General features: G+C 53.5%; 7 protein-coding genes. All 7 read right to left on the bottom strand.

Going from position 1 to position 5,788, the window contains the following annotated elements:
• The coding region (locus tag B3520_RS17055) for a hypothetical protein (RefSeq protein WP_286804629.1) at positions 1-356 on the bottom strand (356 nt) is incomplete at its 3' end.
• A 94-nt stretch (positions 357-450) separates the two neighbouring features.
• Positions 451-1,263 (bottom strand): DUF2971 domain-containing protein, encoded by an 813-nt coding sequence (locus tag B3520_RS17050; RefSeq protein WP_286804631.1) that lies wholly within the window; start codon positions 1,261-1,263, stop codon positions 451-453.
• Between the two features lie 525 nt (positions 1,264-1,788).
• Positions 1,789-2,469 carry a hypothetical protein gene (locus tag B3520_RS17045; protein WP_152521622.1) on the bottom strand — a complete coding sequence of 227 codons (681 nt, stop codon included), beginning with the start codon at positions 2,467-2,469 and terminating at the stop codon, positions 1,789-1,791.
• 293 nt (positions 2,470-2,762) lie between these two features.
• Positions 2,763-3,956, bottom strand: coding sequence for an NAD(P)/FAD-dependent oxidoreductase (locus B3520_RS17040; protein WP_286804632.1), 1,194 nt, complete (start codon positions 3,954-3,956; stop codon positions 2,763-2,765).
• Positions 3,953-4,471: a tRNA adenosine(34) deaminase TadA gene (gene tadA / locus B3520_RS17035; RefSeq protein WP_286804633.1), complete on the bottom strand. Its 519-nt coding sequence runs from the start codon at positions 4,469-4,471 to the stop codon at positions 3,953-3,955. The genes B3520_RS17040 and tadA overlap by 4 nt, the downstream gene beginning before the upstream one ends.
• On the bottom strand, positions 4,456-4,725 hold the full coding sequence (locus B3520_RS17030) for a DUF1653 domain-containing protein (RefSeq protein WP_024460561.1): 270 nt from the start codon (positions 4,723-4,725) through the stop codon (positions 4,456-4,458). Before B3520_RS17030 ends, tadA begins: the two co-directional genes overlap by 16 nt.
• A gap of 38 nt (positions 4,726-4,763) precedes the next feature.
• Positions 4,764-5,788: CaiB/BaiF CoA transferase family protein (locus B3520_RS17025; protein WP_286876475.1), on the bottom strand; the 1,025-nt coding region annotated here is incomplete at its 5' end.

The following is a 5,788-nucleotide window of genomic DNA, read 5'->3' as shown; positions in this document are numbered from 1 at the left end:
GCCAGAATCACTATGCCACTACAGGTCGACTCCATTATTGCAACACACAAACCCTTTGAGGTAAGCAGGTTAAGTGCTTTGTACAACTCTATCCAGCTTCCCCGAGCACTGATTGTTGAGCCACCCATCTCGATCTTCTTTCGGGCCGTCCCCAATGGAAGATCGAGGACCACTAAGTCATACCTCGTATTTGACCCAGTACTGTCAAGCCAATCATAACCTTCGACTATTGCCCCTGCACCCGGAATGTCGAGCAACGGATCACTCGAAAGCTTTATGACTATAGCTGACTCAATCAACCGCGAGGCCGCCAACGCCTCGACGAAACTCCCTACGATGAATTTTGGATGTGTCACTACTCCACCCTCATTATTCCTACAAAGCATTCAACGCCGTCGCTTTTCGGTATAACGAAGTCCCAGCGCGAGTGCGCTCGTCAACAGCCACGGGTTAGCTTTTGTTGATAGATTTTTTTGCGACGAGGTTCCACGATTTAACATCGGGTTCACACTGCATCATCTTGACATCTTTTCTCCCCCAGGACTGAAGCACATCCTTCAACTCTTTGTCAGTAACAGAGCCACCTTTGGTAACATTTCTATATAAATTTCGCCCTAAATAAATTTCTTTAAGCGAGTTTTCCGGCACATCAAGGCAGTATAAAGGTCGACCAGAGACAATTACTTTATTCCACTCACGATATCGACCACTACCTGTGTGATATCCGAAGGGGATATTTTCAATATTTTTTACAATACGGACTTCTTCTTCGTATGCCCACTCAAGAGACTTATATAGAAAAGCTCTTTTCATCAAATTGTAGGCATTCGAGTCAAAACGAAGTTTACCGCCAATGTTCATCAGCTCATGCTCGCCAATCACAGGGAGATCCTTATGAGGCTTTGTAGCTGAGTAGATCATCTCTCCATACTGGCTTGAAATCACATTGCTTTGCGGGTCTGAAAATCCGGCCAAATCACAATCATACCCAAGGACCACCCCTTGGTGAGAGTCTCCATAATGCGACCACATAAGCGCGTTTAACGGCTGCCGAGTCAACGATAAGACACCGTATTTTCTCGAGAAGCGGTTTCTGCACGCATCCGTGGCTGTTTTCGCGCTTATAGAATCATCGCCATCTCGAAAACCAAAGGCTGTGCACTCAAAAGGATCGTTCAAGTCTTCAAGGCATGAAAATCCTATTGATAGGGAATCGATCACCTTCCGAGCGGCATTGAAGGACATGTACTTGTATAGGATCATGAACCTCTCTCAAAAAAGCTAGCGACCGGCTTTTGGAGCGGATTTGCAGCCATTCAGTAGCGGGAAAGCCGTTCACTCCAAAGGATCAGCAACAACCGTTTATTATGTACTACTTAGCTTCCGCACTCACTGCATTTCCAGCCACCGACCTGCACATTTAAAATCTTCCATACGATGACAAGCAGCAACCACACACCAACAGTTGCGACAGTCAGAATCAGATGCACCAGAAGCATAAACCCGCTTGACTTACTATTATTTCGATGATGCTTGGTAGTTTTAGAACACCTTTTGCAGTACTCCAATTTTTCTTCGATTACTCTTGCCATCACCTTCTCCGCCTATTATTTAGATAATTAATTTTGCACATCCAACAAAACCACATTCAAAAGGGCGACGTCTTCCAAGCAACGGTTACATAAAAAGAAACTTTTCGGACACTTTGGAGCCGCGAAGCGGAAGGGAATTGTCCCGAAATAGCGCATGGTTAAGTCTTGTCTGATCTTTGTTCATAAGCATGATGACTCATGAAATCAATTTTTTGAATAATGGCTCCAAAATATTCTCAGAAGTGCGTTTTTTATAGACATTAAAAAGACGTCTCACTCTAACGTATTGGATAATACCAATAGATTTGGAAACCTTAAGAATATCTGACCTCAATTCGGCCAAAAGATGCTCGACAAGTTCACTCTCCATTTTTGGAAGTTCAGACTCAACATGCTCCGCTGAAAGGTCGTTATCACTAAGCATCTCCAAATAACGAACCCAATACTCACGGACTTGAGGGATAATATCCATTAGCAGCGAATTAGATTTAAGGCGATGTGCTAGCACGGGATTATTTCGAGCAATTCGTTCGAGCTTTTGGACATAACCTGCGTCATCCCAACCATTGACTTGGGATAGCATTGCTTCCAGCTGGGGCTTAACTAGAGGCTCCATAATCCGGAAAAACTCTTCATTTTTCGCCAAGTTCTTGTGGCCTAGACGCTCCATCACTTCAGCGCATGCTTCAAGATAATTTCTTGGTTTGAGGATTTGCGTAGCTCTTAACGAACTATAGACTCCTAGAAGCGTGAATATTAGCCCTCGGAATTCATCTTTATATTCAGCAGAACGTCTGTAGAGAAACCCCACACCTGCCAACAGGGACCCTAATATGGCACCAAACATGGAAGCTAAAAAACTAGGTGGTAAATCCAAAAAAGCCCCTCAGAATCTAACAACTGTATATCAAGCCTGTACGTTTATGAGTCAAGGTAGGCCACGGGGTAAAGTGCTGACACTCAACCAACTCCCGACAACAATACCTTCCTCCCTGGGTGTAAAAGTGTGCTGGCACTGTTTCTCCCGACCTGCGGCACGCTTACCTTTAACCAATTTCAGTAAGCCATTGATTTTTCTAAATTTTATTTTATCGGGTCAAAAAAGCGTTAACCGCCTGAATGTAAAGTGTGCACTAATTTTTCAGAAATTCAAATATGAGCTTTAAATCTTCAAATCACCCGCCCTGCACAGTACCCACTGGCCCAGGCCCACTGGAAGTTGTAGCCCCCCAACCAACCGGTCACGTCGAGTACCTCGCCAATAAAATACAGCCCCGGCACCGCTCTTGCCTCAAAGGTCTTGGAGGACACCGCCTGGGTATCCACCCCGCCGCGGGTGACTTCCGCGGTGCGGTAGCCTTCGGTTCCCGGCGGGACGATCTGCCAGCGGTGGAAGCCGTCGCACAGGGCGTCCATGTCGGTGCGGCTCCACTCCGCCAGGGGTTTGTCCTGCAGGCCGCTCGGGAAGATCGGCAGTTCCAGCCAGGTTTCCACAAAGCGCTTGGGCAGGTGGCGAGAGAGGCGGTTTTTCAGGGTGGTTTTCTGACCGTCGGAGCGCCACTGGTTCAGCAGCTCCCCGAGAGATTCTCCGGGCAGGAAGTCGATGGTGATGGCTTCCTGGCGGTGCCAGTAATTGGAAATCTGCAAGATGGCCGGGCCACTCAGGCCCCGGTGGGTGAACAGCAGCGCTTCGGCAAAGCGCTGCTCTCCGCACTCGACTGTCACCGGCAAGGACACGCCCGAGAGGGAACGGGCAATCTCCAGCCACTGGCCGCTCAGGGTGAAGGGTACCAGTGCTGCTTCACGCTCGGTGATCGGCAGGCCGAACTGTTTGGCGATCTGGTAACCGAAGCCGGTGGCGCCCATGGTGGGAATGGACAGGCCGCCGGTGGCCACCACCAGGGATTCGCACTGCACACCGCCGTTGGTTGTGGTCAACGTAAAGCCGCTGTCGGTTTTCTCGATCGATTCAATGGTGCACTGGGTCTGGATGCTCACGCCGGCTTGGTCGCACTCGGCCAATAGAATATCGAGAATATCCCGGGATTTGTGATCACAGAATAATTGCCCCAGCGCTTTTTCGTGATACTGGAGATCGTAGCGCTGCACCAGCGCCAGAAAGTCATAAGGGGTATATCGGCGCAGGGCGGAGATGCAGAAGTGGGGATTGTCGGAAATGAAGTTTTCCGGCGAGACATCGTAGTTGGTGAAGTTGCAGCGGCCGCCACCGGACATCAGGATTTTTTTGCCCACTTTATTGGCATGGTCCAACACCGCCACGCTTCGCCCGCGAAAACCCGCCGTGGCGGCACACATCAGGCCGGCGGCGCCACCGCCGATAATCACGCAGTCGTAATATTTCATGAGGGGTTTTGCGCCTGTTTGCGTGCCTTGATTTCGGCCCGGCGCTGGCGGAAAAAGTCGGTCAGTTGCTGCTGGCAGGCTTCGGCGAGTACGCCGCCCTGTACTTCCAGCCAGTGATTGTAGTAGTCCGTCTGTGCGAGTTGATTGCGGCTTTCCACCACGCCGGCTTTGGGTTCGGTGGTGCCGTAGACCAAGCGTGCGACGCGGGCGTGAATCAGGGCGCCGATGCACATGGTGCAGGGCTCGAGGGTCACGTACAAAGTGGTATCCGGCAGGCGGTAGTTCTGCTCCGCTGCAGCGGCCTGACGCAGCGCCACCACTTCGGCGTGGGCGGTGGGGTCCTGAGCACCAATGGGCTGATTGAAGCCTTCGCCGAGCACTTCATCGTCGCGGACCAGCACGGCACCGACCGGCACTTCGCCTCGCTGGGCACCCTGCTCGGCCAACGCCAGGGCGCGCTGCATCCAGTGTTCGTCCCGCGCGTTCAGGTCGTCCGTCGTTACTGTCCCGCCCACAGGTGATCCTTCTCCATGGGTTCCACATAGGCAAAACGCGGCACGGTTTCCCCCGCCACTTCCACCGACTCGTTAAACATGGACAGCGGCCGGACCCAGAGGCTGTAGTCGCCGTAGAGGCAACGATAGACCACCATGGCCTCCCCGGTTTCACTGTGGGTGGCCACTTCCAGTACCTGATAGTCCTTGCCTTTGTAGTGGCGATAGCGGCCGGGCTTTAGCGGCTCGTCGGGTCGTTCTTCGGTTTTGTTCATAACAGATTACTCGTTCTATCGGGCGTCGTATCGGGCCGCTACACAATGCCCTGTTCGCGCAAATCACTCAAGTCTTCCGCACTGAGGCCCAAAGCCTCCTGCAATACGCCGTCGGTATGTTGGCCCACCTCGGGGCCCGGCCAGTTGGTGCCGCCCGGGGTGCTGTCCAGGCGCGGCATCATCGCCGGGATTTTCAGCGGCTTGCCATTGATCTCGACCTGCTCAAACAGGCCCCGCGCCTGAAAGTGCGGGTCGGCCATCATATCCGCGACATTGTAGATCGGGCCCGAGGGCACCCGCGCCGCTTCGAGTTTGGCCAGAAGCTCGGTGGACGCGAGAGAACCACACCAGTCGGATAATGCACCATCGATTTCTTCCACGCATTCGACGCGCCCGGCGTTGGTGGCCATGCGTGGATCTTTCGCCATCTCTGGCCGATCCGCCGCGCGCATCAGGCGCTGGAAAATGGAGTCGCCGTTGCCGCCGATGACCACGTATTTGCCATCCTGACACCGGTAGGTGTTGGTGGGCACGATGCCGGTGACGGTGGTGCCCGAGGGCTCTCGGATCACACCGGCGCCGTCGTATTCCGGCACCACGGCTTCCATCAGGTTGAACATGGCTTCGTACAGGGCCACATCCACCACCTGCCCCTCCCCGCCCGGTTGGCGCTCGCGCTCGAACAGCGCCAGGGTAATGCCCAGCGCCGCGTGCAGACCGGCGATGGTATCACCAATGCTCAGGTTCGGGCGCACCGGCGCCTGGTCCGGGTGGCCGTTGACGTAGCGAAAGCCGCTCATGCCTTCACAGACCGAGGCGAAGCCGGGTTTTTTGGCGTAGGGGCCGGTCTGGCCGAAGCCGGAGATCCGGCAGTAGACCAGTGCCGGGTTGCTCTGCTTGATGACGTCGGGGCCGAGCCCCCAGTCTTCCATCACGCCGGGGCGGAAGTTTTCGATCAGGACGTCGGCGCTGTCGATCAGTTGCCGGGCGATGTCCCGGCCTTTGTCCTGTTTGAGGTCCAGGGTCACGCTTTTTTTGTTGCGGCCCAGGCTGCGCCACCAGA

Source organism: Marinimicrobium sp. UBA4509 (genome assembly GCF_002388575.1).
Lineage (GTDB): Bacteria > Pseudomonadota > Gammaproteobacteria > Pseudomonadales > Cellvibrionaceae > Marinimicrobium > Marinimicrobium koreense.
Note: the sequence above shows the minus strand (reverse complement) of the source record. Positions and strands in the feature narration are given on the sequence as shown.

What these genes read in the sequence shown, in the direction of transcription:
- B3520_RS17050 (WP_286804631.1), bottom strand. Translation starts at nt 1,263, where the DNA reads ATGATCCTATACAAGTACATGTCCTTCAATGCCGCTCGGAAGGTGATC.
- B3520_RS17040 (WP_286804632.1), bottom strand. Translation starts at nt 3,956, where the DNA reads ATGAAATATTACGACTGCGTGATTATCGGCGGTGGCGCCGCCGGCCTG.
- B3520_RS17030 (WP_024460561.1), bottom strand. Translation starts at nt 4,725, where the DNA reads ATGAACAAAACCGAAGAACGACCCGACGAGCCGCTAAAGCCCGGCCGC.